Here is a 25490-nt window from a genome sequence, read left to right on the forward strand (position 1 = left end):
AAATATCCTATTCAATGTGAGCTATTAACAATAACCCATTTTTTAGTAGTAGAAATAGGCTTGTGTTCTTGTATTAAAACCTTGTCCCCTTCTTTACAACTATTATTCTCATCATGTGCTGTATACTTCTTGTATTTTTTTATAACCTTTTTATACAGCTCATCCTTATACACTTGTAATACCGAAACCTTTACAGTCTTATCACACTTAGCCTTAGTTACAGTACCACAAAAAACCTTTTTAGGCATTCTTTTCCTCTCTTCTTCTTTTATTTAATGTAGTTAAAATACGAGCTATGCTCTTTCTTATTAAGCTAAAACGCGAAATATTGTTGCACTGGGCCAGCTTCTTTTGAAAAACCAAATTAACAAACTCTTTTCTCAAATTCACAAGAATTTCATGCAATTCTTGCGAGGACCTCGATTCAATGTCAGCTATATCCATTGCAACTCCATTTAATTATGATTAGATACAAATTTACACTTCATAGGAAGCTTAGCAGTTGCCTTTTCAAGCGCCAATCTTGCTAAATGCATGGGAACATCACTGCTAATTTCAAACAACATTCTACCGGGCTTAGCTTTAAATACCCAAAACTCAACACTACCTTTCCCTTTACCCATACGCACATCCGCCGGCTTTTTACTAACAGGGGTATCAGGAAAAATTCTTATCCACACTTTACCAGAGCGTTTTAATGTTCTAGATATTACACGCCTTGCAGTTTCAATATGCTTAGATTGAATCCTACCTGCTTCCATAGCCTTTAGACCATAATCTCCAAAAGATAATGTGCTACCACCTTTCGTGTTACCCTTAATTCGTCCTTTAAATACTTTTTTATATTTACTTTTTTTAGGAATAAACATTTCAATATACCTAATTAGTTACCAATATAAACCCAGACCTTAACTCCTATGATGCCATATATAGTTTTTGCTTCAGCAAAAGCATAATCTATATTAGCACGTAAAGTATGCAAAGGCAAACGGCCTTCTTTATACCACTCAGTACGAGCTATCTCAGCTCCGCCAAGGCGCCCAGAACAACTTACTTTAATACCTCTAGCACCCATCCTCAAACAACTTTGAATAGCTTTTTTCATCGCTCTTCTAAATGAAACCCTTTTTTCTAACTGCTGTGCAATGCTGTTTGATATTAAAACTGCATCTATTTCAGACCTTTTAACCCCTACTACATTCACTTCCACATTATTTTTTACTTTTTCAGCTATCTTTTGCTTTATCTTCTCAATATCTGAGCCTTTCTTACCTATTATCACTCCAGGTCTAGAAGAATGTATTATTACAGATACCAAATCGATCGTACGCTCTATAATTACTTTAGAAACACCAGCATGCTTAAAAGATTCATTTATATAACTGCGAATAGATAAATCTTGATGCAACCCTTGTTTATAACCCTTCTCAGCATACCAAATAGATGACCAAGTATTAATTATTTTTAACCTAAATCCTTTAGGATTAACGTTTCCCATATTTTTGCACTTTCCTTATTAATTTTCTATTTTTATGAATCATATAATTTCCCCCAATTTTACAGTTATATTACTATAACGTTTACTAACTCTATTAGCTCTACCCATAGCTTTTGGACATACCCTACGCAAAGTAAGAGACTTACCTATTAAAATTTCTTTTATATATAAATTATCGATATCCAATCCATAATTTTGAGCATTAGCAATCGCAGAATTTAATACCTTCCTTATAAGACCTGCAGCTTTCTTTTCACAAAATCTTAATTGCACAGTGGCAAAAGAAACTTTTTTATTACGTACTAAACCAGCAACCAAATTCAATTTACGAGGAGTTGATTTTAAAACCCTAGAACCAGCTTTAACTATTACATCTCTGTTTTTCATATCAATTACCTTCTTGTCGCCTTTTTATCACCACTATGCCCAGTAAATTTACGAGTGGGTGAAAACTCACCAAACTTATGACCTATCATATTCTGATCATTAACATTCACAGGAATGTAATCCTTACCATTATAAACAGCAAACTTTAAACCTAAACAATTAGGAAGAATTACAGAAGCCCTGGAATGAACTTTTATAGCCATGTTAACAAACCCCTTGTTTAAAGCATTATTCACCGACTTTAATATAGAAGGATGACAAAAAGGAGGCTTCCATGCAGATCTACTCATAAACTAACCTTTCAATTGTTTTATATACTTATCACTAGATTTATTTCTCCTTCGAGTTTTCTTTCCTTTTGTTGCAACACCCCAAGGAGTAACAGGATGACGACCACCAGAGGTTTTTCCTTCCCCGCCTCCATGAGGATGGTCAACTGGATTCATTGCAATTCCACGTACAGTAGGTCTAATCCCAAGCCACCTACTTCTCCCAGCTTTACCCAACTTTCTATTCTTATGGTCAGGGTTAGATACTACACCAATAGTAGCCTTGCAAGAAGATAAAATCAACCTAATTTGACCAGACCTGAGTCGTAATAAAACATATTGGCCATCACGACCAACGATTTGTGCATAACAACCAGCAGCTCTAGCAATCGCAGCACCATTACCTGGCTTCAGCTCAACATTATGAACGAAAGAACCAACAGGTATATGCTTGAGTAGCAAACAATTCCCTGGCAAAATATCAGCATCATTCCCAGCTGTAACAACATCACCTGGCTTCATACCTTGAGGAGCTAATATATAAGACTTAATATCATCTTCCTTATATGATATTAACGCCAAAAACCCACTTCTATTTGGGTCATACTCTATTTTTTCAACTATACCTTGACCACTTCTATTACGCTTAAAATCTATTACTCTATACTTCTTTTTGTGGCCACCACCCCTATGACGAGTTGTAATTCTACCATGATTATTTCTTCCACCACTGGACTTTTTACCGGATGTAAGAGACTTTTCTGGCTCATCTTTTGATAAACCAACTTTACTTACTAACACAGTCCCACGAGAAGACGGAGTAACAGGATTAAAAAATTTCATACCCATACTAAACGCTCATTATATCTAATTTTTGACCATCCATCAAAGAAAAATAAACTTTCTTTTTCTGTTTTTCACAACCAACCACACCCCTAAAACGCCTATATTTAGGCTTAATTCTAACAACATTTATAGAAGAAATTTTAACATCAAATAGAGACTCTATTGCCAACTTTATTTGACGCTTATTTACATTTACAAAAACATACAAAGAATATTTATTAAACTTCTCCCTCAAAAAAGAGGCCTTTTCTGTAATTATAGAAGATTTTATTATATTATTATATTTGATCATAACAATCTACCTTCAAGATGCTTTAAAGTATCCTTTGTCAACATCACGCATTCGTGATTCAATATATCAAAAACATTTAACCCAATAGGTTTGATTAAGTCTACATAGTGCAAGTTTTTAGCCGCACGCAACAAATCATCTCCATAATCACCAACTATCAAAAAGGAAGAAAATTTAAAATTTTTAATACATTTACACATTTCAGACGTTTTCTTCACATCAATATTTAAATTATCCAGAATAATTACTTGATTATTTAAATACTTTAGAGATAAAGCAATTTTTAAACCAAATTTGCGTACCTTCTTATTAAGAGAATAAGTATGACTCCTCACAACAGGGCCGAAAATAATCCCACCACCTCTAAATTGAGGAGATCGCAAGCTCCCTTGTCTTGCCCTACCGGTACGTTTTTGACCATAAGGTTTAGCTGTTGTACCAGAGACATCACTAATACCTTTTGTTTTATGAGTACCAGCTCTTCTCTTCGCTAATTGCCATCTCACTATATCATGCAAAATACTCAATTTTTGCTTAGCAGAAAATATCAAAGGATTGAGCTGAGCAGCACCTACATTATCATTAGATAGATTAACTAAATTACATTCCATAACTAACTTACCAAATTACTAGCATCATCATTTACATCTAACAGTAAACCTACCGGAAAAGGAACATCTTTATGTAAAGATTTTTTAACTGCATCTCTTACAAAAACATAGGAATTTTTAAACCCAGGAACATTATTACCCTTCACAGCAATTATACTATTTTCATGATCAATGGATAATATCTTCATATTTTGTGCAGTTATCCTGCTGTTACCTAAATGACCAGCCATTTTCTTTCCTTTGAATACTCTACCAGGATCCTGACATTGGCCAGTGGAACCTTGTGATCTGTGAGCAATAGAAACACCATGAGATGCCCTAAGCCCACTGAAATTATGCCGCTTCATCACACCAGCAAATCCTTTACCTATAGAATAACCCGTAATATCAAGATATTGACCAACCACAAAATGATTGATTCCCACTTTTTTACCACATTCTATTCCCGACAGGTCATTTAATCTACTTTCGTATAACTTACATTTATTATTTATACCCTTTTTCTTTAAATATTCCAACTGAGGTTTTGCTATATTTTTAAAATCTCCTGTGCCTAAAATGACTGAATTATAGCCACATTTATCTTGTCCTTTTATATCAATAATATGAGTTTCGCTGAGATGCAATAAAGTTACAGCCATGCGACTATTGTCAGAATACATAGCAGTATGACCAATATTCATCATTAGTAAACCAATTCTCCTCAGCGAATTTATTCTCTTCATTTCCTTCTCCTAAACCTTAACTTCCTTGACTTCCTTGACTTTTAAATCCACTTCTACGCCAGCAGAAAAAGATAAACCTGTAAGCATCTGCATCATAGTAGGAGTAAGATCATGTAAAACAATCAAACGCCTAGAAGTTCTCATTTCAAACTGTTCACGAGATTTTTTATCAACGTGAGGAGATCTATTAACAATAAATTTAGAATCTTTCCTTGGCAACGCAATCGGACCAGATAATTTTGCACTGGACCGCTTTAATTCATCAATAAATTTTCGAACACACTCCTCCAACAAAGAACAATCGAAAGCCTTAATGTTAATATATATATCTTGCTTCATCTTAGTTACTACACTCACTCCAAAATTTCAGAAACAACACCAGAACCAACAGTTCTACCGCCTTCTCTTATCGCAAAACGCAATCCCTTATCCATTGCTATCGGTACTTGCAATTCTACTTCTACACTCACATTATCTCCTGGCATTACCATCTCCTTCCCATCTAGCAATTTTATGCTCCCAGTTACATCCGTTGTCCTTAAATAAAACTGTGGCTGGTAATTCGCAAAAAATGGTGTATGCCTTCCTCCTTCCTCTTTCTTTAATATATAAACCTCCGCCTTAAACTTTCTATGCGGTGTTATCGTCCCCGGTTTCGCTAATACTTGCCCTCTCTCCACTTCTTCTCTTTTTGTTCCTCTTAACAATATTCCTACATTGAGTCCTGCACTTCCCTTATCCAGCAACTTCTTAAACATCTCAACACCTGTGCATATCGTCTTTTGCGTCGCTTTCAGACCTATTATCTCTATCTCTTCTCCCGTCTTTATCTCTCCCTTCTCTATTCTTCCTGTTACCACTGTTCCTCGCCCCGATATCGAAAATACATCTTCGATTGGCAATAAAAATGGTAAATCCACAGGCCTTGGTGGAACCGCTACATATTCATCTAACTTTTCCATCAATTTATCTATTGATTTCTTTCCATATTCGCTGCTGTCATCCTCCAGCGCCTTGAGCGCTGAACCAACCACCACAGGCACTTCATCCCCTGGAAATCCGTATTTACTCAGTAATTCCCTCACTTCCATTTCTACTAAATCTATCATATCAGCATCAGCAACATCAGCTTTATTTATATACACCACGATATATCCAACACCTACCTGCTTCGCCAGCAATATATGCTCTCTCGTTTGTGGCATTGGCCCATCAACCCCCGACACTACCAATATCGCCGCATCCATCTGTGCTGCACCTACTATCATATTCTTTACATAGTCAGCGTGTCCAGGACAATCAACGTGTGCATAATGCCTTTTTTCCGTCTGATACTCAACATGCGCTGTTGCTATCGTTATCCCCCTCTTCCTTTCTTCTGGCGCTTTATCTATCTGATCGTACGCTACAAAATTTCCATAATGCTTCGTTATCGCCGCTGTTAACGTCGTCTTCCCATGATCCACATGTCCTATTGTTCCCACATTTACATGCGGCTTTCCAAATGCTTCCACTATCGCTGTCATAATTTAAACTTTTCTACCTAAAATACAAATACATCAATAAATAATATGTTGATTTTATCAAAATACAACAAAAAAAAGAGCGGATAGTGGGAATTGAACCCACGTCACTAGCTTGGAAGGCTAGAGCTCTACCATTGAGCTATACCCGCACAATGGAGGAGGTAGGATTCGAACCTACGTACGCTCACGCGGACAGATTTACAGTCTGTTACCTTTAACCACTCGGTCACTCCTCCGCAAAAATTTGTTAAGAGAATACTATTTTAGCATCTTAACTTAAGCTCTTATTGTATTTAATACTAAACGCCTAAAATTAAAAAATCAAGCAATAAAACCTACCCTGATTAAAATCATGCAGATTTCATTTTATATAACACAATATTGCCAATAAAACGCCTAAACAAATAATGCGAATCATGCGTACCTGGAGCTTCTTCTGGATGATATTGCACAGAAAAGACTAGGTAATCTTTCATCATTATTCCCTCTACACTATTATCAAATAGAGAAATGTGAGTAATTTCAACATTACTTGGAAGAGAAGCTGAATCAACAACAAAACCATGATTTTGGCTAGTGATCTCAACTTTTCCACTAATTACATCATAAACTGGATGGTTACTCCCTCGGTGACCTATATCCATCTTGATGGTCTTTGCCCCCAAAGTAATCGCAAGTAATTGATGGCCCATGCATATGCCAAAAATTGGTATTTTAGATTTTATAATAATGTCTATTTCTGAAACTACACTTTCTCCTATTTCTTGCGGATCACCAGGACCATTTGAAAGCACTATACCATCTGGATTCATACTCAACACTTTTTGAGCAAAACCTGTGCTTGGTCTGATTAATTCAACTGTACAACCAAGTTCTATTAAGCGTGAAACTATACTGATTTTTACGCCAAAATCAACGATTACAATCCTATATTTTGCATTAAGGTCAATAGCTCTATCTGATGTCATTCCAGTGCGTGACACTGGAATCCATATATTTTTTGCTGGATCCGAGTAGTCAGCTACTTGGATGACAAAGTGCTCCGCTAGTCTATTATTTTCAAAACTGTTATTTAAACTAACCTTATTAGTTATTTCTATCCCATTTACAGGTTTGTATTCCTTCAATTTGTCTAATGCATGCGCCTTACTCGATGAGCATATCATTCCATTTTGAGATCCATGTTCTCTCAAATGTCTTGTTAAAGCTCTAGTATCAACTCCTGATATCCCAATCACGTTATTTTTCTCTAACCAATCATTTAAACTGATATATGAAGAAGGGTGGGACATAGAAGAAAGTTCACGCATAACCACACCACTTGCAAAAATTTTCTTTCCTTCATTATCTTTATGATTTATTCCAATGTTACCAATATGAGGAAAAGTGAACGTTATAATTTGATCGGCAAAAGAAGGATCAGTTATAGTATGCTGATAACCGGTCATACCAGTGGTAAAACAAACCTCGCCTATGCACTTGCCTTTTTTACCTACTGATTTTCCCCAAAAGCACTTGCCATCTTGTAAAATTAACACTGCGTCCTGCACTTCATTATCTATTTAACTGATTCAAAACAGTATACAAGAATTTCAAATAATACGTAACTCTTTCTAAAATTCCAAATTTAACCACGAAGCAGCAAAAAATAACATGAAAAACTTTTAATACAATCTTTCATATAAAATATATAGTTGACTACCTTCATATTTCGTATTAGATATAGGTAAATCATAAGTAAAGTGGAGGGTAATAATGAACACTGGTACAAATCAATCAAAAAAAATAAATGAGAAGTGGTTAGCTGGAGGAATTGGCGCGCTATTATTTGTAATGATGCTACCGTCGATTCTTCTTTTAGCAAAAATAGCTATAGGACTAATTATGGTTTCAGTTGCAGCAATAGCGATAAAAGTTGCCTTAAAAACAATATCGAATGCTTTAGAGGATAAACAGGCAGATCAAAGCCAAGCGACGCAACAAACAACACAAAGTAAAATTATAAACCTGGCTATTGGATTAACATCTATATTCGTAGGAGGATTATCACTATTCATTATAGCACAAACTGGCTTAATTGCAGCATGTGCAGCTATAACTGCTTTAGCTCTACACGAATATGTTAAAAATCAAGAAATAGGAAAAGAGATAAATGATAAATTCGATAAGGTAGCTGACGATACAATCAATTTTATTGTTAGCAGTGTTGAAAAACTTATTCCAACAAAGCCGCCAGGCATAACAGCCTAAACTGTCTCCGTTCAGGGCATAAGTGTTACAAGTAGCATTATATAAAGCGATTAATGGCATCCTCCTGATAATAGAATAATTGTATCTGTTCAGGGGCATCGCAAATATTGAAGCAAAAGTGGTCAGTGCTTACTATACGAATATTGTGATTTGAATCCACTAGGGAGGATGTCATCCCAGTGCCCAGACACTGGGATCCAGGAATTTTGATTAGAGATTAAATTGGTGAGTATAAAAGTAGCTAATCCTACGTTAAAATACAACGTTTTTAATGGGACTGCGTAAAAGGGCTGGATTCCAGTGTCAAGCACTAGAATGACACCTTTGTGTTTGAGGCAAAACCTGCTATAACATTTCTTCGCAAACAAACGTTCGTACAGTTATGTATCAGCTACTTTCATGGCACCATTTGTTGTAAACTCACATTTCTCTATGATTATCTTTATTTGCCGCTTTCCCGAACGGATGCTCTACAGTTATTTCCTCATTAATAGAGCGAGGTGCACCGGAACCAGGTACAACGATATTCTCGTGCGATTGCATATCCTTCTTTTCCTCACATGGTGTTTGCTTAATGAAATGTGCTGCTAAAACTTCATGTAAAGCTTTACCTTTTATAAGCACAGCCTCGTTTTGCTTAGCTAACTCTAAAATTTTCTTTGGTTCAACATCTTTACCGTCAATAGTTGATTTTTTAATACTAACTTGACCTAAATTTATATTTAGAACAACAGTACAGTTAAGGTCTTTTCCAGATTCATCTTTTGCATCCCAACTAATTTCGATGTCACATATTGCAAATTTTGCAAAGGAGTAGTTCCTCTGTTGTGTCTCATTCTTCTCAATTGTTACTATTCTTTTATCATTACTGTATATTTTTACTCTTTGTACCTCATTTTTAATTGTTTCCATCCTTTTAATCTTTTCGCTAAAAAGACGACTAGTTTCTAAACTCTGTCCAGGTTTAGTAATGTTGATACTAAGATTATCATAATGATTAACAAGATGTCCTGCCTTTTTGTCTGGCCAATAACATCCATCAAAGAAACCAATTAGATCATCTTTGTTTAGAAATTCTTTTGCATCATTCATTCCTTCGTCAATTCGAAGAAGATATCTACCCAACCTCTTTTTAAAATTTTGTTTTAACTCCTCCTGATCTTTAGAAGTAAGCTTCTTATCCAATATATCCATTATTTCTCTTTGCTTACTTAATACCACATAGTTAAAAAGGAAAATGCTCTCCTTCTCCCGTCGATAATAGTTTACTATTTTGTCAAATGGATCCGCTGGCCGGCCGTTATTATAATTTACAGAATCAGAAGAATCTTGACATTTATTATCCTTAAAATTGAAATTCAATTTTTCAAAATCTGATAACACTTCTTCTGCCCTATCTTTAAAAGACTGAAGTCTATCTTGAAGTTCTTTTCCATAACTCATTCCTTTGTCAATTTGAAAAACATATTGACTATATTTCCTTCTAAACTCCTCCTGTTCTTCGAGAAGAGGAAGATTCCTATCTAATATATCGATTATTTCTTTCCGCTTATTCAATATCACGTAATTAAAGAGGGAACTCTTCCCCTTCTTTTCATAATCGTCTGCTATTTTGTCAAAACACTTATTATCCTTAAACTCCAATTTCTCAAAATCTGAGAGCACACTTTGTACCTGAGTCTCATCGAATTGAAGATTTGCTTGAGGAGATAGAAGAGTCAACTTTTCTTCACTTTCCTTGGTACTCGAATTTTTGTAAAAAACCATTCAATAGATTTACAATACTAGAAAACATTTCACACCTCTATTGTTATAAGTAAACTTGATTATATCTTAATGCTAAATGTTGTAAAGCTAAAATTAGAAACTAAAAAAGCTAACATAAGTTCTGCATTGTTTGCAGCTTTATCAGCTTATTAGGTAGAATTATTAAAGAACTAGTTGAACATATGTTATCAACTCCATCCACAAGTTCTCCGCTTGTTACTCCAGTTGCAATAAACACTGATTCACCTCTTGCCATATCTTTTACGGTGTAGATTTTTTCTGGGTCATGGATATTTAAATTTTTTGCTCTTTCTTTTAATTGATCCGTGTCAAATATTAATCTTCCCTCCATCTGCCCACCGATTGAACTCAGCGCTGCAGCCGCAAGCACCCCTTCTGGTGCCCCTCCTATTCCGATATACATATCATGATTGCCATTTATTAGTGAAACTACGGCTGCAACATCGCCATCATCTATTAGTTTAATTTTTGCTCCTAATTTCCTGATTTTCTCTATTAATTCATTGTGCCTTTCACGTTTAAGTACAGTTACCACGAGATCATTCACTTTGCATTTTTTTGCCTTGGCTAAATTGTCTAGATTCTTTTCAATGCTATTTTTTAGTGAGACTACACCCTCTGGAAGATTTTTTCCTACTGCTATCTTTTCCATATAAACATCAGGTGCATGTAAAAAATTACCTTTTTTCGTTGCAGCAAGAACGGACATTGCCCCTGATTTGTAATGAGCACAAATCGTAGTGCCTTCAAGTGGGTCAACGGCAATGTCGATTTCAGGACCATTTCCAGTGCCAACCTTCTCGCCAATATATAGCATCGGCGCTTCATCTCTCTCACCTTCACCAATTACGATAGTACCATTTATTTCCATTGAATTTAATACTGTACGCATTGCATCAACTGCAACCTGATCAGCCTTTTTTTCATCGCCGAAGCCTGCTAGTTTATATGCAGCAAGTGCTGCAGCTTCGGTCACTTTAACTAATTTATAAGCTAAATCTTCCATCATTTGCTCGAGAATCATAAATAAAGAATCCAATATATATCATGCAACTTTAGACTGCAATATGTCTTGACTGGTTGTGGGAAAGTTGCTGTAATAAACTAACATATAGTAGTAGGTTTAGTTATGGTATATAGTAATGATGATATTAGAGAGTTGTATCGAAAGATAGCTACAATTGTAAAATATGATGATAAGGGAATTGCTAGTCTTAAAGATTTGCAAAAGGAACCAAAGTGGAAAGAAGTTAATTTCCAAGATAAATGTGAAGGAGACAATTCATTAGAAGACTTACTTCTAAAACATGCAACCGAAAATAACAACACACGCGTTAAGGATTTTCTCCTCCAAAATGGGTGTAAACCCCTTCAACAAGAGCAAATAACCGCAGCGATAAACAAGGAAGAAGAGGTACCTAATGTGGAAAGAATAGAGCAGACAGTAATGAAGTAGACTCTAGTAACTCCATAAACCCTGGTATGACTGCTGAAGTACTTTACGGGCAACTAATACAAGGAAAAAAAACAAATTCGGCAATTTTTGACTCGTTTGCAAATGCTGTAAGAGAGTCCAATATTACCGGCGATCGTAGCGTATTTCTAGATGTTGTAAAATTGTTTACAGATTTAGATGCTGTAATCCATCTTACAGATACTGCTTCCAGGACTATATTGGATATAGCTGCAATAACAAAACAAGCTGACGTTGTTAAGGTACTTTTGGATAGTGGCAAATTTAATGAAGAAGAAAAATTGCATGCCTTGAATTCTGCTATTGTTCAAGGTAATGTCCAAGAAGTTGAGCTAATTTTAGGTTACGTGAGTCCTGCAAACAGGAAAGAGGCTTTAGAAGTGGCCATACAGGTAGGTAAAACTGAAATTGTTAATGCGTTCTTGAATAGTGGTAAGCTTAATGAAGAAAACAGAGCAAAACCTTGCAGCAGTAATGGGAACATTGGTAGTAGACCTATAGCAACAGTTCCTCTAACCAGTACCAATGGTGATAATCATAATAACAAAAACAAAACGCCTGTAATACCAGAGGAAACAAATACTAAGCAAACTGCCACACCAAATAATGATAATAAAGCTAACGGCTTCGTAGATGCTCAATTTTCTATGCCAAATGAACAAGAAACTAAATATAAAGAGAGCAAAAAGGATTTTTACACCTCATTGACAAAAGATGTTGTTGGAGTTGTTATTACAGGATTATTCATTACTGCTGCTGTAATGGTTCCATTTGTAGCTGGTGCAGTAGTTTGCAGTGTCATAGCTGCTTTGGTTGCAATATACACCGGGTTGCATGTAAAAAATTCTACATTACCAAGTTATAGGGAGATGAGAGAGAATGAAGTTGAACGTGTAACAGGATGTCATCCCAGTGCCCAGACACTGGGATCCAGAAAGCCATAATAAAAACTAGATCCAGCGTCACGCGCTGGAATGACACCCTCTGGTGGGCTCAAACCATATGAGTAGCCAACACTGCCACTATACTTACCTAGCAAATTTAGATCTAACACTAAACTGTGCTGCCACTAACTTTGCAATCGGTACTCTATAGGGTGAGCATGAAACATAATCCACCCCTGATTCGATGAGAAACTCTATAGATTTTGGATCTGCTCCATGCTCTCCACATATACCCAGTTTTATTTCTTTTCGGGTTTTTTTGCCTCTTTCAATGGCCATCTTGATTAACTCCCCTACCCCTTCGATGTCCAGCACTTCAAATGGGTCGTTTTCGAATATGTTGCTTTCCTTATAAGAATCGAGGAAATTAACTGAATCATCTCTTGAAAGTCCCATGGTTGTTTGCGTTAAATCATTAGTGCCAAAACTAAAGAACTCTGCATGTTTTGCTAACTTATCAGCAATCAGTGCTGCTCTTGGTAGTTCTATCATCGTTCCAATTGAATAAGCCTTGTCTGATGTCATTCCAGCGCGTGAAGCTGGAATCTGCGTCTGGATCCCAGCTGAGATAACAGAGGATTCTTTCTTTGCTAGCTCGCATATCAGAATAAATTCTTTCTCGCTCATGATAAAAGGAATCATGATTTCAGGCTCCACTTCTATCTTCTTTTCTTTCTTTAATTCACTTGCAGCACTAAGTATTGCCCTAATCTGCATGCTATATATTTCAGGATGAGAAATAGCAAGTCTACAACCTCGATGGCCAAGCATTGGGTTCTTTTCTGATAACTGTGCTATTTTATTTTTTACTGACTCAACTGACTTACTAAGTGATTTGGCAATTTTTTCTATAGTAGACTGATCATTGGGTAAAAATTCATGCAAAGGTGGATCAAGCAACCGTATAGTGACTTCCCTGCCCTCCATAATAGAAAATATTTCTTTGAAATCAGACTTTTGCATTTCTTCTAGTTTAATGAGCGCATTTGCCCTTTCATTTTCATCGTCAGCTATTATCAACTTTTGAATGAATTCGATTCTATCACTAGCGAAAAACATATGTTCTGTGCGACATAAGCCTATACCTTCTGCACCGAATTCTTTTGCAATTTTTGCGTCTTTTGGAGTATCAGCGTTCGCTCTCACTTTGACCGTTTTGATTTCATCTATCCAGTTGATTACCGTTTTGAATTCTTGCGATAATTCAGGTGAAATTGTAGGGAGAATGCCAAGCATAACCTCCCCTGTTCCTCCGTTGATGGTAATTGGTTCACCTTTATTTACTTTTGTATCCCCTACAGAAAAGAAAGTTCCATCTTTATCGATATAAAGTCCACTCACACTGCAAATGCATGGCTTACCCATTCCACGGGTTACAACAGCAGCATGCGAGGTCATCCCTCCCCGTGCTGTTACTATGCCACTTGCAGCATTCATTCCATTAATATCTTCAGGACTCGTTTCTGACCTTACTAAAATCACTTTTTTGCCCTGCTCTGCAGCTTTTTCAGCATCACTTGCACTAAACACTACATATCCAGAAGCAACCCCTGGAGAAGCCGGCAGCCCCTTCCCTATTACTTTTTGGTCACTCTTAACGTCAAGAACTGGATGCAATAAATTGTCAAAGGTTTTTGGATCAATTCTCAATATTCCTTCTTCTTTTGTAATCGTTCCTTCGTTTACCATATCAACTATTATGCGAATAGCAGCTTCAGCCGTGCGCTTGCCAGACCTAGTCTGCAAAATCCATAACTTACCGTCCTGCACAGTAAATTCGATATCCTGCATGTCTTTATAATGCCTTTCAAGTTTTTCACATACCACGCATAATTCTCGGTAGACACTTGGCAGCAACTTCTCCATGGTGTTTTTTTGCTCTCCGTCAATTGGCATAGGAGTATAAACACCAGAAACCACATCCTCACCCTGAGCATTAATCAGAAATTCACCAAAGTATTTTTTTTCTCCAGTTGAAGGATTTCGTGTAAATATCACACCAGTTGCAGAATTATCATTTAAATTACCAAAAACCATTGCTTGCACGTTGACCGCTGTTCCAAAGTTTTCAGGAATATTATGTATTTTTCTATAGGAAACAGCCCTATCATTTTTCCAAGAAGCAAATACTGCATTCACTGAGCTGAGCAATTGCTCTTCAACGTTCTGCGGAAAATGTTTTCCTGTTTTTTCATGTACTATCCTTTTGAAATTGTTAACAATTTCTTTTAAAACATCAACATCAAGATCAGCTAAGCTTTTTGCTCCACTCTTTTGCTGCTTATTATCAACAACATCTTGAAATAGGTGATGATCAAGCTGTAGTACAACATTGGAGTACATCATGATGAAACGGCAGTAGCTATCGTAAGCAAAACGTTCGCCACTTTTTTTTGCAAGCCCAACAACGGTTTCATCATTTAGACCAACATTTAAAATAGTATCAAGCATGCCCGGCATTGAACTAACACTACCAGAGCGTATGGAAACTAATAAGGGATTATTTAAATCCCCAAATTTACAACCGATGTCATTTTCGAGCATCGCCATGTAGTTTTTGATTCCACTACATATGTCATTCCAGTGCGTGACCACATTTTTTTCTGGATCCGAGTAGTCAGCTACTTGGATAACAGAAGATCTATTGTCTTGATAATAGACTTTGCAAGCAGAGGTGGAAATTGTGAAACCAGGTGGAACAGGAATGCCAACATTGCACATTTCTGCTAAATTTGCCCCCTTTCCTCCCAGCAGATTTTTCATTTCTGCATTGCCTTCGCATTTACCCTGGCTAAAGTAATGTATTAACTTTTCCCCCATCATTTTCTCCGGATTTTCACTGATAAACACATTGTACATATAGCTCCAATAAACCTGTGAGAACTTGAAACCTTAGGATAATAAATTTTACAAAATTTTGCAACAACGTTCCTTACAACAACATCAGTAAAGTTAACAAAAAAGACGACAAATTATTGAATTATTATTAATAAGAATATATAATATAAAGATACATTTAAAAATTTTTTTATGGCTCTTTCTAAATTTCTCGACCCCAAGAATGATGTTGCGTTCCGGCGTATTTTTGGTACTGAAAAAAATAAAGACATCCTCATTCACTTTCTCAATGATATTTTGGGGTTCACTGGCAAAGATGAAATAAAAGAAATAGAATTCCTCAGTACTGTAATGGATCCTGAAATTGCCTCTGATAAGCAAAGTATAGTTGATGTTCTTTGCAGGGACTCTAGTGGGGCTAGGTATGTGATTGAAATGGTGCGACCTGAAAGCCTTCGGTCATATTGTTTAAAAGGAGAGGAATTCATTCAGAAAGAAACTGAAAGGATTCTAAAGCTTATTGAACCAGATGTTTTGCCATCTGAGTCTACGCATCAGTGCGAATTGGGTAACCAGTTGGTGCCGAGCGACGCGGACAATGAACCTCCTCTTGATAAAGAAGATGCTCAATCGTGAGAGAAAGCATAAACTACAAGCATCATGTGGTTGGAGGGCTAGGCTTAGTGGTATGGTGAACGTAAGTGAAGCTTCATAAGTATCGTAACGATTAAAGAGCTAAAGATGCTGATAAGCTCCGACCAAAAGGTAATGTGACATTTTTCATTTCTGGATGTACGCAAATAATAATTCCACCGGTATAGAGAAGCCACCTAACCCACTATTGTATGACAAAAGGAACAGGATAAGCCTGTATTTTCGCCTATATGGCAGGCAACCCGCAAGGAATGCTGATGGATGTGCAGGTAAAGGATAATGGAGAAAGCGAATGCCATTTTGTAACGAAATGGATAGAATTTGTAACATTAATTCGCGTGAAAACGAGCAGACTTCCATTTGGTCCCTCATGACAAGAAACTTTGTTAACCACTTAAGGTAGGAAAGCAGATGATTACAAGTACAACTGTAAGTGCACCTACCAATAACTCCGAAGCATGGAACCAGTTACCCTGGAAGAAATGCCAAAAAGTTGTTATGAGGCTACAGAGGCGTATTGTTAAGGCTGTCCAACAAGGCAGATGGGGTAAGGTGAAAACTTTACAACACCTTCTCACACGCTCTTTTAGCGGCAAAGCTTTGGCGGTTAAGAGAGTAACTGAAAACCAAGGAAAAAACACAGCAGGTGTAGATCGTCAAATATGGTCAACTTGCAACACAAAATTTCAAGGAATAAAGCTATTAAAACAAAGAGGATACAAACCTTCTCCGCTAAAACGGATATACATCAGTAAGTCTAATGGCAAAAGAAGACCTCTTGGAATCCCTACGATAAAAGATAGAGCCATGCAAGCATTATACTTGTTTGCTTTGGAACCGATAGCTGAAACGATCAGTGATCGTCACTCTTATGGTTTTAGACCAAAAAGATCCTGCGCAGACGCTACTGTGGCTTGTCACTTGTTACTGGCAAGCCGTAACCAACTACAATGGATACTCAAAGGTGATATTAAATGGTGTTTTGATAACATTAACCATGAATGGCTCATGAAGCATATTCCTATGGAGAAGAAAATTCTTCATAGCTGGTTAAAAGCTGGCTTCCTAGAATCAAAAACTCTGTATTCCACAACTGCAGGTACCCCACAAGGTAGTATCATCTCTCCAATACTAGCAAATCTAGCCCTAAATGGACTTGAAAAATCATTGGAAAGTCAATTTGGTAAACTTGGCAGTAAAAGAAGAAGCAAAATCAGAAGTGGAGTAAATGTAATCAGGTACGCAGATGACTTTATCATTTCAGGAATCACACGTGAAGTACTGGAAAATGAAGTAAAACCTCTAGTATCGTCCTTTCTTCAGGAGAGAGGTCTTATCCTTTCCGAAGAGAAAACAAAAATTACATCTATTACAACAGGGTTTGACTTTCTTGGTTGTAATGTACGCAGGTATAATAAGAAGTTAATTATAAAACCTTCAAAAGAAAGTATTAAGAAACTTCTTAATAAAGCACGTACATTGATAAAGGCAAACATAGCGAACACTCAGGCCGTACTAATCAAGTTGCTCAATTCCCTATTAAGGGGATGGGGAAATTACTACAGCCATGTGTGTGCGAAAAGAGCTTTTAACAAAATAGACCATGAAATTATGTGTGCTCTATGGAAATGGGCAAAGAAAAGACATCCTCGTAAAGGATTACGTTGGATAAAGAATCGTTACTTCAAGGTAATGAAACAACGCCAATGGGTCTTTGCTGCACCCATATGCAAGAACAAACCGAAAGAGATAAGGTATTTAAGACTGCTGAGGTTGATTGATATACCTATCAGACGACATGTTAAAATCAGGGCGGATGCAAATCCACTTGACTTAAAATGGAAAAAGTATTTTGATGAAAGAGTGAAACAAACAAAAATGTTAGCAAGCTCTTTCTCAAGAGAAGGTTCTCTACTGTTGGTGTCACCATTAAGAATGATGTTTTCTGAGGAATCATGAAGGACAAGCCGGTTCGAGAAAAGAAGGACTTAGATAAGGGGCTCAAGCGTAGTGTGGGGAAACCTGCATGCTGCGTTTCTAAGGGAGGGGGTAGTAGCAATACTACTTCCTTACCTAACCAAGTTGCCAAAACTAAAGGCTTTGAAAAACGCGCTCAATATTACGCTGCTAAAGCTTATTCAAGGCAAGCTGATAAAGGTGATCAATATCAGGGTCTTAAAGAAATCATTTTTATAGCTATTGCTGATTGTATTCTCTTTCCTAATAAATCTGAGTATAAGTCAGATCATGTAATGTTAGACAAAGATAGCTATGAACATGATTTAAAAGATTTTTATTTTACATTTATTGAGTTACCAAAATTTCCTAAAACTAAAGAAGACCAATTGGAGAGTATAGTTGAAAAATGGATCTATTATTTTAAATATGCAGATGAAACTCGCGAAGAAGAATTGGAAAAGATAATAGGTAGTGATGTAATAATTAAAAAGGCATATGAAGAACTAAATAGATTCAACTGGTCAGAGAAAGAATTTATTGCCTACGAACAGGAAATAAAACGTATTCGTGATGAACGGGCTGTTCTTGAACAAAAACTTGATGATGCTAAAAAGGAAGGAAAAATTGAAGTTGCAAAAACAATGCTAGCTAATAATGTTGATGTCACCACTATTGTTAAGTTTACTGGCCTCTCCATGAGTGAGATCAAAGAATTGCAGAATTAAGTGGACCCGCAAACGGTTACACGAAATAATGCTGCAGCCTGACCAGGTGATAAGTACATTTAGCCTATTTATCTTTATACTTTCATGTCAATTTTATAAATCAAATTTATTTCTGTGAGTAGCTACAATTTAAAGACCTTGCTTCATCAATGTAATGGAACAAAACCTTTTTAGTAAGTTCAAAACCCTCTAAAGTCTCTCCTTCGCATCTTGCTGTAATGCAGTTTTGCGTATTTGATACCCTAAGAAGCCACCAACCTTTATTATCGGTTACCTTAACACCATCAAGATCTGAAAATACAATATTTTGCTGCTCTAGTGTTTTCTTTATTGACTCAATTATTTGAAACTTTTTCTCATCTTTCACTACAATCTTCACTTCATGAGTGATATATAACTTCGGTAAATCCTCAATCACCTGAGATAGGCTTTGGTTTTTCTTAAGCAAAATGTCAACTGCTTTAACAGCAGAATATAGCCCATCATCAAAACTTAGCTCAGAAAAGAAGAAGTGCCCGCTTAATTCACCAGCAAACTTTGCCTCTTCCTCTACCATCTTCTTCTTAACTAGTGAATGTCCAGTAGCACAGGTGATAACTTGCCCTCCTAACTTGCTAACAAAATCATGCACTTTCATACTCATTTTTACGTTAGCAATAACTTTGCTTTCTGGATATTCCTCCAACACTTCACGTGCAAAAATTATAAATAAATGGTCATTGGAAACAACGTTGCCTTTATTATCAATTAAGCGCACCCTATCGCTATCGCCATCTAGCGCAATGCCAAGATCACATCCATATTCCTTCACAATGTCAATTAATTGAGCAAGATTTTTTTCCTCTATGGGATCTGGATCATGCAGTGGAAATGCCCCATCTATAGAGTTATTGGTTACGATGTGCGTATGACCAGGCAAGATCTTTTCAATATACCTTATAATTCCACTTGCTGGACTATTTCCACAATCCCAGGCTATTTTTAATTTCTGTGTAGTATCGTTCTTCACTGCACTTTTCAATATGCTAATGTACTCACTATATATATTTATGTTAATTAAGCTTCCAATTCTTGTGCTGTTTTTAATTGGACTGCTTATAATTTCCTTCATTTCTTGATCTGAGAAGACTTTTTTATTACTAAAAAATTTAAAGCCATTATATTCGCTGGGGTTATGAGAGGCAGTTATTATGATACCAAGATCCGCCTGTGTGATTTGTGTTGCAGCGTAAAGCATAGGTGAAGAGCATAGCCCAACGCGTATAACATTTGCACCGGATAAAGTTAAGCCCCTAATTAATTCTCTTTCTATACCTGGTGAATCTATTCTGCTGTCGTAGCCGACACAAACACTAGCTACGGTTTGGCCAAACTTTCTACCTATCTCGTACCCATCATTAATCTGCAAATCTTTGCCTACTATACCTCTAATATCGTATTTTCTTATAATGGTATTGTCCATACTGTACTTCTTGAAGTGACTACTATATAACATTTTGGCCAAATGCTCAAGTTTATTTATCCAACAATTAGTTGATTTTTTAAAGAAATCTGTTAATATTATAGTATATTTTTTAAAATGTAAAATTATGCCACAGGAAAACGAAAATGTATTTATAGCTGAAAGTCAAAGTTTAGATGTAGATGAACAAAAGAAAAATGATACTTTAAATGTCATTGAATCTTGCAACGATCTTCAGGATTTTATCAAAAGACTGGAGGAAGAAAATTTAATCTGGTACTTTATTGGTCCTTTACGCAAAGATGAGGACATTACAGGACAGATAAATTTAAAGTGGGAAAAGGAGTTCCAAAAATTTGAGCAATCAATAGACGCAATGCATAAAGAACTTAAGTCGTCTCTGCCTGGTCAAAATTTCTTAGTGTATCCAACAAAGGATAATGACTTCAAAATTAGATTTGAAAATGAAGAAAAACCAATAGAAATTAGCAATATTTTAAGGACCAGCAGTGAAGGTAAGGTTTATAACATATCTTTAGGGAAAGATAGTCAAATAACTGCAACCAAAAAAGGCAGCGAAAGGCACTATGATTTTACTGGTTCAAGCTCATGTGAAATGACCATTAATTGGCAGGCTAAGGATTCTGAAGGTAACAGCATAGACTGTAGCATGACCGTAAAATTGGATTCTGGTGGTATACAGAGTGTTATTGGTGAGCCAAAATTTGGAGGAATAACGAGTTCAGAAGAAGTATTAAAGTTAGTTGGACAAAATAAAGAAGTTTTTATCAACGGAAAAACTCTGTATCAAGCTTTTACTGGCATATCCAAGAGTGTAGACGATCAGCAAGTACCAGCAGAGGAAATATTTACAAAAGATCTACATATATCACCACAGTCACCTACACCAAGCAGCAGTGGGTATTCCTCTCCTAGCACACCTTCTTCACGTAGAAGTTCTATATCCACCAGCAGTGAATTTAGTGATGAAGATGAAATATTTGAGGATGATATGTCTGGTGATGAAGAAGAGTATGAGCAAGAAGGATTAAAAGATGAAGTTGAGGAATTAGAGGAAGAAAAAGAAACATTTGCTAAATATTTTGCAGTGCAGGCAAAGCAGCTTGAGGATCTAAGATTAGAACGTGACTCCTTGAGAGATAAAGTCAATGAACAACAGCGAGCGATATTTGAAAGAGGTCAAAGAATAAAGGAACAAGAGGAAGAACTACAGGATAAAAATGATGTAATAAAGAACTTAAATGATCAGTTGAAAGATAAGAAAGGTGAAACAAATGAGGCAAATAAAGAATTACAGAGAAAATTGAAGCAAAGTGAAGCTAATTTAACTGTACTAAAGGAAAAGAATGCAAATTTGGAGAATGACCTGAAGAAAATAGTGGAAGGTTTAAAGGATGATCATAAAAAGCAGTTGGCAGAACAGTTAATGGAAACAAAAAAGGAAAACAATACATTGGCTGAAACGGCGAGCCAATTGTCTAAAGAATTAAATGAATTACAGAGAGAAAAGGAAGATTTAGAGAGGGAAATTCGACAACTTGAACCTGGAAGATCACTTGCAGATGAGCTAAGCGAAGAAAATACGAAGAGGGAAATAGAAAAACTTCAATATCAACTTAAGGAAAAGGAAGGGATGTTAACGTGTACACAGGAAGAGCTGGCATCTGTCAAAGAGAGTCTAGAGCAACTGCAGAACATATGACAGCAGGAAAAAGGTCAGGCAACTCAAACTGAAGTTGAATATGAAAGTAGAGGAACAAGCATGCAGCAGCAAGACCAAGGTATACAAGCTGTAAACAACAACTCAAGCAGAACAGCTAGTGGGTTAAGACAAGAAAACAAAAAATTGACTAGAGACAAACTAACTATATCTGAACAATTAAAACAAAAAATAAGAGAGATTGACGAGTTAAAGAAAAATTTAAAGCAACTGCAAGAAGAAAATAAACAACTAAAACAAGAAGTTACCAAAAATGCAGGAGTTGATGCATCATCTTCAACAGGTCAAAAAGAAGCTAAAGAAGCAAAAGTTATACCGCAAAACATTATGGATTGGCCTGTTCCAATTCCAGATGATAAACCGGAAGAGCAGAAAACTCCATTAGAGCCAATCAAGGTAAATACAGAATTATCAGATCCAAAATCAATCCCTGCTGAGGGTCCGGAAAAATCTCCTCCTCTTTCAAAATGATGAGTTTTGCTTCTATAGCTGACCCAAGCAACACGTCATCCCGCGATTTATTCGCGTTATCTCAGCCGCTAACACGTAGCGGGATACTTAACCGTCATACCGTGATTTATTCACAGTATCTCTTAGCCACTAACAAGCAGCGGGATGACAGCAATCCTACGTCATGCCGCCGCGGTACCTCTAGATCCCGCTAACTAGTAGCAGAATGACGAATTTTTGTTTTTCAAATTATAGCTAAACATACTGTAATTGCTATTGAATGATGGAGAGACATACTCCATTATTTTAGCACGAAGTAACAAATTCAATGAATTGGTTCTTCAAAAATAATTTAAACTTTTACAGTAGGTCATGAAATATTATAGCGATCTCATTAAAAGAAACTTTTATAAGTATCGTTGATGAGAAAGGAAAAGTTGTTAAGGAAGAAGTTGTTGCAAGCGAAAGTAAGGCAATAGCAGATTAGCCAAGGCAAAAAATACGAACCCATAGGAATAGAAAGTGGATAGTTGTCAATATCAATGTGCAAAGAGTTAAGGAGTTTTGGATTACCAGTAATTTGTGTAGATGCAAGGCATATGGCAGCAGCGTTGTCTGCAAGAATCAAAAAACGATGCGAGGGGTATAGCGCAGATGATGAGAAGCGTTAGTAAAATCAGTTGTCAAATTAAAATAGCGCTTGGAAGCAGAAGACAGCTAATGTGTAGCAAAAAGCAGGTTATTGGAACAATAAGAGGGTTGTTGAAGATACATGGTCGGTAAAGGATCAAAATTTGAAACTTTCGCTTTAAGAATACAAGAGGCAATAAATAATTTGGATGAAATCAGTAGGAGTTCAATTGAAGCGTTAGTTTGTAGTTTGGAAGCAATAGAAAAGTCATTAAGAAAGCTTGACAAAATGCTTTCAGAACAAGGTGAAAAAGACGATGATTGTAAATTGTTAACTACTGTTCCAGGAGTGGGGATTATAGTAGCAATGACGTATAAAGCTGCAATTGATAACCCACATAGGTTTGAGAAATCTGATACAGTTGGAGCATATATAGGGTTGACACCAAGGCAATATTCTTCTGGAGAAGTTGATCGGCATGGCAGCATATCAAAGATGGGACCAGCGGAATGTAGAAGTATGTTATATGAAGCTGCACAAACAATGCTTACAGTTACCAAGAGGACATTTAAATTAAAAAACTGGAGTTGCGAAGAAAAAAGGAATGAAAAAAGCAATTGTAGCAGTAGCAAGAAAATTAGCTGTAATTATGCATAGGATGTTGGTTGATAAAACAGAATTTTATTATCAATAAACATCAAAAGAGCATAGGACAATAATTTTATTGAAAATAAAGATAGCAATGCCGATGGAAGGGACAAGCAAGAACTTAGTTAGACTTCGTGGTAAACATGTTACCGTCCACTTCCGCCTAACAAGTATAATGCGGCTTGACAAGTTTATTGTCATCTCAGACCGCGGAGAGAACCATATGCTACTTTTCACTTATGTAAAATTACCAAGGATTATGGAGAAGATATGCTGTTTTGATTTGTGTGAAAATTATTGTTGACTTATGTGCAATTAGAGAACCTAAGTCACTTTAGCTATAATTCAGAATTGAGAGCTTTTAATAACTCTCTAACTCCCACTTAGGTCTTGGTGCAAAATTAAGTGGATCTATATAATTTTTCTGTAACCTTTCAATTCCTGTCCATCCAACCATAATTGCATTGTCTGTACATAGGTCGTTAGGGGGAAAAAATATGTTTAAGTTTATGTGTTGTTTTAATTTTTCTCTCAAGAAATTATTTGCTGCAACTCCGCCGGTAATCACAAAGTCATTGATTTTGATATTTAAAGATTCGGCCATAATAATTGCATTACTAACCCTGTCCAGCAGTATGTCACTAATACACTCTTGAAACGAAGCACATACATCACACACATCTTGCTCGCTCATTTTAAGTTCTTGTACTAAGTTTTTTACTGCTGTTTTAATCCCAGAAAACGAAAAGTTACATCCAGAACGTTTTATCATTGCCCTCGGCAGTTTGAATCTTGTGCCATTGCCTTTTTTAGCCAACTTTTCAATTAATGGGCCTCCTGGGTAGCTTAAACCCAGCATCTTAGCAACTTTATCAAATGCTTCTCCTAGTGAATCATCGAGCGTTTCTCCAAGTTTAATGTATTTACCTACATCCTGTGCAATTAAAAATTGACAGTGACCACCTGATATTAGTAGGACTAAAAATGGAAATTTTACCTCATGCAGTAACCTAATAACCAATGCATGCGCTTCTAAGTGATTCACTGCAATGAATGGTTTTTGTGCTACATGCGCAATTGCTTTAGCCATCATTGTACCAACTATTAATCCACCTATGAGTCCTGGTCCTGATGTTGCTGCAATTGCATTGAGGTCACAAAAGTTAAGGTTAGATTTTTCCACGGCGCTTTTTATTAGACCACTTAAATGCTCCATATGAGCACGTGAAGCTATTTCAGGGATCACCCCACCACGTTTTTTGTGTTCTGCTTGGGAGAGAATTTCGTGAGCAAGGACTTGCTTGTCACTATTTACAATCGCTACTGCAGTTTCGTCGCAGCTTGTTTCAACAGCTAAAATGGTTTTCATGTATATTTAGTTACTGTATTACCAAAACTATACTTTGAAACGCTGTAGAAGTTAACTGCAAAGTTAACTTCTATAGCTAAAAGATTTACCGACAACCGTCATTCCGCTACGTGTTAGCTGATGAGATACCGCGCACAACTGTACGAACATTCATTCTTAAAGGTAAACTGCACAGCAAATGGTGTCATTCCAGTGCTTGACACTGGAATCCAGCCTTGCCGTAATCTCATCAAGAACGTTGTGTTTTAACATAAGATCAGCCACTTTTATGCTCACCAACTTAGTGCCCAATCCAAATTCCTGGATTCCAGTGTCAAGCACTGGAATGACACCATCTACTACTCAAATTACCTGCAAATTGCAATGTTCGTACACCAAAAGAATGAATCGCGGTATGACGGTT

Annotated in this window: 29 protein-coding genes, 2 tRNA genes and 2 pseudogenes; 12 read left to right on the forward strand and 21 right to left on the reverse strand. The window is 36.4% G+C overall.

The features are described 5' to 3' along the window. Window positions 1-11 precede the first annotated feature (11 nt). From rpsQ to carA, 15 genes are all read right to left on the reverse strand, one after another. Complete coding sequence (gene rpsQ / locus L0Z58_RS03320) at window positions 12-248, reverse strand: 30S ribosomal protein S17 (RefSeq protein ID WP_007549925.1); 237 nt, start codon at window positions 246-248, stop codon at window positions 12-14. Next, window positions 241-444: a 50S ribosomal protein L29 gene (gene rpmC, locus L0Z58_RS03325; RefSeq protein WP_010962751.1), complete on the reverse strand. Its 204-nt coding sequence runs from the start codon at window positions 442-444 to the stop codon at window positions 241-243. Before rpmC ends, rpsQ begins: the two co-directional genes overlap by 8 nt. An 11-nt stretch (window positions 445-455) precedes the next feature. Beyond that, window positions 456-869: a 50S ribosomal protein L16 gene (rplP, locus tag L0Z58_RS03330; RefSeq protein ID WP_010962752.1), complete on the reverse strand. Its 414-nt coding sequence runs from the start codon at window positions 867-869 to the stop codon at window positions 456-458. A 14-nt stretch (window positions 870-883) separates the two neighbouring features. Beyond that, on the reverse strand, window positions 884-1498 hold the full coding sequence (gene rpsC / locus L0Z58_RS03335; RefSeq protein WP_010962753.1) for a 30S ribosomal protein S3: 615 nt from the start codon (window positions 1496-1498) through the stop codon (window positions 884-886). 39 nt (window positions 1499-1537) lie between these two features. After that, window positions 1538-1885 (reverse strand): 50S ribosomal protein L22, encoded by a 348-nt coding sequence (gene rplV / locus L0Z58_RS03340; RefSeq protein WP_007549821.1) that lies wholly within the window; start codon window positions 1883-1885, stop codon window positions 1538-1540. 5 nt (window positions 1886-1890) lie between these two features. Continuing rightward, window positions 1891-2175, reverse strand: a complete 285-nt coding sequence (gene rpsS, locus L0Z58_RS03345) for a 30S ribosomal protein S19 (RefSeq protein WP_006279181.1) — start codon at window positions 2173-2175, stop codon at window positions 1891-1893. A gap of 3 nt (window positions 2176-2178) precedes the next feature. Further along, window positions 2179-3003 carry a 50S ribosomal protein L2 gene (rplB, locus tag L0Z58_RS03350; protein WP_010962754.1) on the reverse strand — a complete coding sequence of 275 codons (825 nt, stop codon included), beginning with the start codon at window positions 3001-3003 and terminating at the stop codon, window positions 2179-2181. Window position 3004: 1 nt separating this feature from the next. Continuing rightward, window positions 3005-3292: a 50S ribosomal protein L23 gene (locus L0Z58_RS03355; RefSeq protein ID WP_010962755.1), complete on the reverse strand. Its 288-nt coding sequence runs from the start codon at window positions 3290-3292 to the stop codon at window positions 3005-3007. After that, window positions 3289-3903, reverse strand: coding sequence for a 50S ribosomal protein L4 (rplD, locus tag L0Z58_RS03360; protein ID WP_010962756.1), 615 nt, complete (start codon window positions 3901-3903; stop codon window positions 3289-3291). Before rplD ends, L0Z58_RS03355 begins: the two co-directional genes overlap by 4 nt. 2 nt (window positions 3904-3905) lie before the next feature. Then, on the reverse strand, window positions 3906-4628 hold the full coding sequence (rplC, locus tag L0Z58_RS03365; RefSeq protein ID WP_010962757.1) for a 50S ribosomal protein L3: 723 nt from the start codon (window positions 4626-4628) through the stop codon (window positions 3906-3908). 9 nt (window positions 4629-4637) lie between these two features. Then, the gene (gene rpsJ, locus L0Z58_RS03370) at window positions 4638-4967 is read right to left on the reverse strand and encodes a 30S ribosomal protein S10 (protein WP_010962758.1); all 330 of its coding nucleotides are present in this window, start codon (window positions 4965-4967) and stop codon (window positions 4638-4640) included. Window positions 4968-4981: 14 nt separating this feature from the next. Beyond that, on the reverse strand, window positions 4982-6154 hold the full coding sequence (tuf, locus tag L0Z58_RS03375) for an elongation factor Tu (protein ID WP_010962759.1): 1173 nt from the start codon (window positions 6152-6154) through the stop codon (window positions 4982-4984). 78 nt (window positions 6155-6232) lie between these two features. Next, window positions 6233-6303: transfer RNA gene (locus tag L0Z58_RS03380), tRNA-Gly, on the reverse strand. Window positions 6304-6307: 4 nt separating this feature from the next. Then, window positions 6308-6390, reverse strand: a tRNA-Tyr gene (locus L0Z58_RS03385). 114 nt (window positions 6391-6504) lie between these two features. Continuing rightward, window positions 6505-7704, reverse strand: a complete 1200-nt coding sequence (gene carA, locus L0Z58_RS03390; protein WP_010962760.1) for a glutamine-hydrolyzing carbamoyl-phosphate synthase small subunit — start codon at window positions 7702-7704, stop codon at window positions 6505-6507. 205 nt (window positions 7705-7909) lie between these two features. Here carA and L0Z58_RS03395 point away from each other — a divergent pair, with 205 nt between their 5' ends. Beyond that, the gene (locus L0Z58_RS03395) at window positions 7910-8404 is read left to right on the forward strand and encodes a hypothetical protein (RefSeq protein ID WP_010962761.1); all 495 of its coding nucleotides are present in this window, start codon (window positions 7910-7912) and stop codon (window positions 8402-8404) included. A 420-nt stretch (window positions 8405-8824) separates the two neighbouring features. On the opposite strand, the gene L0Z58_RS03400 is transcribed toward L0Z58_RS03395, so the two are convergent. Next, window positions 8825-10171: a hypothetical protein gene (locus L0Z58_RS03400; protein WP_010962762.1), complete on the reverse strand. Its 1347-nt coding sequence runs from the start codon at window positions 10169-10171 to the stop codon at window positions 8825-8827. A gap of 109 nt (window positions 10172-10280) precedes the next feature. Continuing rightward, on the reverse strand, window positions 10281-11198 hold the full coding sequence (gene glpX / locus L0Z58_RS03405; protein WP_022626327.1) for a class II fructose-bisphosphatase: 918 nt from the start codon (window positions 11196-11198) through the stop codon (window positions 10281-10283). 123 nt (window positions 11199-11321) lie between these two features. Between glpX and L0Z58_RS03410 the strand changes: the two genes are divergently transcribed. Continuing rightward, on the forward strand, window positions 11322-11648 hold the full coding sequence (locus L0Z58_RS03410; protein ID WP_010962764.1) for a hypothetical protein: 327 nt from the start codon (window positions 11322-11324) through the stop codon (window positions 11646-11648). Window positions 11649-11674: 26 nt separating this feature from the next. Beyond that, a complete protein-coding gene (locus L0Z58_RS03415; protein ID WP_022626328.1) occupies window positions 11675-12610 on the forward strand; it encodes an ankyrin repeat domain-containing protein in 936 nt (311 codons plus the stop codon). Between the two features lie 84 nt (window positions 12611-12694). Here L0Z58_RS03415 and ppdK read toward each other — a convergent pair whose 3' ends face one another. Continuing rightward, entirely contained in the window at window positions 12695-15430 is a 2736-nt protein-coding gene (ppdK, locus tag L0Z58_RS03420; RefSeq protein WP_173862901.1) for a pyruvate, phosphate dikinase, read from the reverse strand. A 210-nt stretch (window positions 15431-15640) separates the two neighbouring features. On the opposite strand from ppdK, the pseudogene L0Z58_RS06790 reads away from it, so the two are divergent. The 4 genes and pseudogenes from L0Z58_RS06790 to L0Z58_RS03440 form a co-directional block, all read left to right on the forward strand. Then, a pseudogene (locus L0Z58_RS06790) lies at window positions 15641-15886 on the forward strand (PD-(D/E)XK nuclease family transposase); the annotation flags it as partial. A 446-nt stretch (window positions 15887-16332) separates the two neighbouring features. Next, the gene (locus tag L0Z58_RS03430) at window positions 16333-16476 is read left to right on the forward strand and encodes a hypothetical protein (RefSeq protein WP_173862902.1); all 144 of its coding nucleotides are present in this window, start codon (window positions 16333-16335) and stop codon (window positions 16474-16476) included. Window positions 16477-16513: 37 nt separating this feature from the next. Next, a complete protein-coding gene (ltrA, locus tag L0Z58_RS03435) occupies window positions 16514-18061 on the forward strand; it encodes a group II intron reverse transcriptase/maturase (protein ID WP_010962767.1) in 1548 nt (515 codons plus the stop codon). Then, window positions 18058-18786 carry an Rpn family recombination-promoting nuclease/putative transposase gene (locus L0Z58_RS03440; RefSeq protein WP_010962768.1) on the forward strand — a complete coding sequence of 243 codons (729 nt, stop codon included), beginning with the start codon at window positions 18058-18060 and terminating at the stop codon, window positions 18784-18786. The genes ltrA and L0Z58_RS03440 overlap by 4 nt, the downstream gene beginning before the upstream one ends. A gap of 106 nt (window positions 18787-18892) precedes the next feature. Here the strand turns inward: L0Z58_RS03440 and L0Z58_RS03445 are convergent, their stop codons facing one another. Further along, window positions 18893-20248, reverse strand: coding sequence for a phosphomannomutase/phosphoglucomutase (locus L0Z58_RS03445; protein ID WP_022626332.1), 1356 nt, complete (start codon window positions 20246-20248; stop codon window positions 18893-18895). Between the two features lie 127 nt (window positions 20249-20375). On the opposite strand from L0Z58_RS03445, the gene L0Z58_RS03450 reads away from it, so the two are divergent. The 4 genes from L0Z58_RS03450 (at window position 20376) to L0Z58_RS03465 (ending at window position 23727) form a co-directional block, all read left to right on the forward strand. After that, entirely contained in the window at window positions 20376-21971 is a 1596-nt protein-coding gene (locus L0Z58_RS03450) for a hypothetical protein (RefSeq protein ID WP_022626333.1), read from the forward strand. Between the two features lie 60 nt (window positions 21972-22031). Beyond that, entirely contained in the window at window positions 22032-22460 is a 429-nt protein-coding gene (locus L0Z58_RS03455) for a hypothetical protein (RefSeq protein ID WP_010962771.1), read from the forward strand. A gap of 509 nt (window positions 22461-22969) precedes the next feature. Continuing rightward, window positions 22970-23110, forward strand: a complete 141-nt coding sequence (locus L0Z58_RS03460) for a hypothetical protein (protein ID WP_158247739.1) — start codon at window positions 22970-22972, stop codon at window positions 23108-23110. A 101-nt stretch (window positions 23111-23211) separates the two neighbouring features. Further along, window positions 23212-23727: an IS110 family transposase gene (locus L0Z58_RS03465; RefSeq protein ID WP_022626334.1), complete on the forward strand. Its 516-nt coding sequence runs from the start codon at window positions 23212-23214 to the stop codon at window positions 23725-23727. Window positions 23728-24079: 352 nt separating this feature from the next. Here L0Z58_RS03465 and tsaD read toward each other — a convergent pair whose 3' ends face one another. Then, a complete protein-coding gene (gene tsaD, locus L0Z58_RS03470; RefSeq protein WP_010962772.1) occupies window positions 24080-25087 on the reverse strand; it encodes a tRNA (adenosine(37)-N6)-threonylcarbamoyltransferase complex transferase subunit TsaD in 1008 nt (335 codons plus the stop codon). Window positions 25088-25243: 156 nt separating this feature from the next. Next, entirely contained in the window at window positions 25244-25408 is a 165-nt protein-coding gene (locus L0Z58_RS03475; RefSeq protein WP_022626335.1) for a hypothetical protein, read from the reverse strand. Here L0Z58_RS03475 and L0Z58_RS07050 point away from each other — a divergent pair. After that, a pseudogene (locus L0Z58_RS07050) lies at window positions 25386-25487 on the forward strand (WPE palindromic element domain-containing protein); the annotation flags it as partial. The gene L0Z58_RS03475 and the pseudogene L0Z58_RS07050 overlap by 23 nt on opposite strands. Window positions 25488-25490: the final 3 nt, after the last annotated feature.

This window comes from Wolbachia endosymbiont of Aedes aegypti (assembly GCF_021496215.1).
Taxonomy (GTDB): Bacteria; Pseudomonadota; Alphaproteobacteria; order Rickettsiales; family Anaplasmataceae; genus Wolbachia; species Wolbachia pipientis.